This is a genomic window from Nesterenkonia sp. PF2B19 (genome assembly GCF_001758425.2).
GTDB classification, from domain to species: Bacteria; Actinomycetota; Actinomycetes; order Actinomycetales; family Micrococcaceae; genus Nesterenkonia; species Nesterenkonia aethiopica.
The window spans coordinates 1-1485 of sequence record NZ_MDSS02000126.1 but is presented as its reverse complement, the minus strand read 5'-3'; the positions used below and the strand labels follow the sequence as shown (position 1 = coordinate 1485).

The following is a 1485-nucleotide window of genomic DNA, read 5'->3' as shown; positions in this document are numbered from 1 at the left end:
GCACCTCAGCTATAGCTGAGGAAGGCCTCTGGACCCGCAAAGGCTGGGCCGGAAGGGGATGACACGCCCGGGCCATACACACATTCTGGCCAATAACCCCCGCATGGGAGGTCGAACGCTGTCTCCAGGTCGAGCTGGATGTCGCCGGACGGGGTCAGCTGCGCGTCGGTCACCGCGCGTTCCTCCGCGTACACGGTCTGCTCCTCGCCCATCAGATCGACGTCGTCGGGATACCGGGCTTCAGCGTGGACGGTGAACGTGGAGGTGGTGAGGGACTCTTCGTCCAGCGGTCTCAGGCGGTGTCCGTCGATCGTCACGGAGGTCACCTGCTCGCCGCCGTCCAGGACATCCGCCTGCAGAGTGAACTGCGCCTGGGGAGAGTGGCCGGGCGGTCCGTCCGGCGGCTCGGCCGCAGCGGGCGAGACGGATAGGGTGGTGATGACCGTCGCTGCCATCAGCGCCGTCGCCCGGGTCTTCATGATGCGCTCCTCATCTGGATGCCGAGACGCCCTTCGGGCGCCGTTCGCACCTTATGATCTGCATCACACAGGATCAATCGCCGTCCAGAAGGTGAGACCAGGGTGATGTCCGTCGTCGACCCCAGGAGCTTTCATGGCCACCTCCGGTTCCCCGTCCGCCAGAACCTTCCACGCCGCCCTGCTGGACATGGACGGAACGCTCGTGGACTCGCGCGCGGTGGTGGAGAAGCTCTGGCTGCGCTGGGCGCGGCGGCATCAGCTCGACCCGGAGCTCGTGCTCCGGACCGTCCACGGCCGGCAGGGGCAGGAGAGCATGGCCATGCTTCTGCCTGGCCGGCCTCAGGAGGAGAATCTGCGGGAGAACCGCGAGATGCTCGCCACTGAGGCGGTCGATGCCGACGGGGTCGTCGCGATCGCGGGAGCCTCTGCTCTCCTGGGCGCACTGGAGGGCCTTCCTCATGCGCTGGTGACCTCGGCGGATGCCCGATTGGCGGCCGCCCGAATGGGTGCGGCCGGGCTGCGGATGCCTGATCTGCGGGTCACTGCGGAAGATGTCACGGCCAGCAAGCCCTCGCCGGAGGGCTTCCTGAAGGCGGCGGAGAAGCTGGGAGTCGCCCCGGCGGAGTGTGTGGTCTTCGAAGACTCGCAGGCAGGGGTCGAGGCTGGGGTCGCTGCCGGCATGGCGGTCCTCGGCGTCGGATCTCATGCCGCGGAGTATGAGCCCGCGTGGGCGGTGGAGGACCTGACACAGATCGTGGTGGAGCCGGCGCCGCGACATGATGCCTTCCAGCTGCTTCTGCCCTGACCCAAGCGGAAGTCCGGTGCCCGACTAGATGTAGGAGGGCATGACGTTGTTGATAGTCGCCGGGGCAAGTGCGGCCGGGGGCTGATCGCCGCAGGAGGTATGGGGCCGATGATAGTTGTAGTGGTTGACCCAGACCTGCAGGGCCTGTCGGCGAGCCTGTTCGGAATCGTAGGCCCGGGTGTAGAGGACCTCGTCGACCAT

3 protein-coding genes are annotated in these 1485 nt (G+C 67.2%); 1 reads left to right on the top strand and 2 read right to left on the bottom strand.

The window, feature by feature from the left end:
* Positions 1 to 5: 5 nt before the first annotated feature.
* A complete protein-coding gene (locus BCY76_RS17240) occupies positions 6 to 479 on the bottom strand; it encodes a hypothetical protein (protein ID WP_070159446.1) in 474 nt (157 codons plus the stop codon).
* A 133-nt stretch (positions 480 to 612) separates the two neighbouring features.
* Here BCY76_RS17240 and BCY76_RS17235 point away from each other — a divergent pair, with 133 nt between their 5' ends.
* The gene (locus BCY76_RS17235; protein WP_085437970.1) at positions 613 to 1284 is read left to right on the top strand and encodes an HAD-IA family hydrolase; all 672 of its coding nucleotides are present in this window, start codon (positions 613 to 615) and stop codon (positions 1282 to 1284) included.
* 24 nt (positions 1285 to 1308) lie between these two features.
* On the opposite strand, the gene BCY76_RS17230 is transcribed toward BCY76_RS17235, so the two are convergent.
* Positions 1309 to 1485 (bottom strand): integrase core domain-containing protein (locus BCY76_RS17230; protein WP_139827891.1); only part of this gene is annotated, 177 nt, incomplete at its 5' end.

Bases quoted from the DNA above. Each gene is read 5' to 3' on its own strand.
- BCY76_RS17240 (WP_070159446.1), bottom strand. From the start codon at position 479: ATGAAGACCCGGGCGACGGCGCTGATGGCAGCGACGGTCATCACCACC.
- BCY76_RS17235 (WP_085437970.1), top strand. From the start codon at position 613: ATGGCCACCTCCGGTTCCCCGTCCGCCAGAACCTTCCACGCCGCCCTG.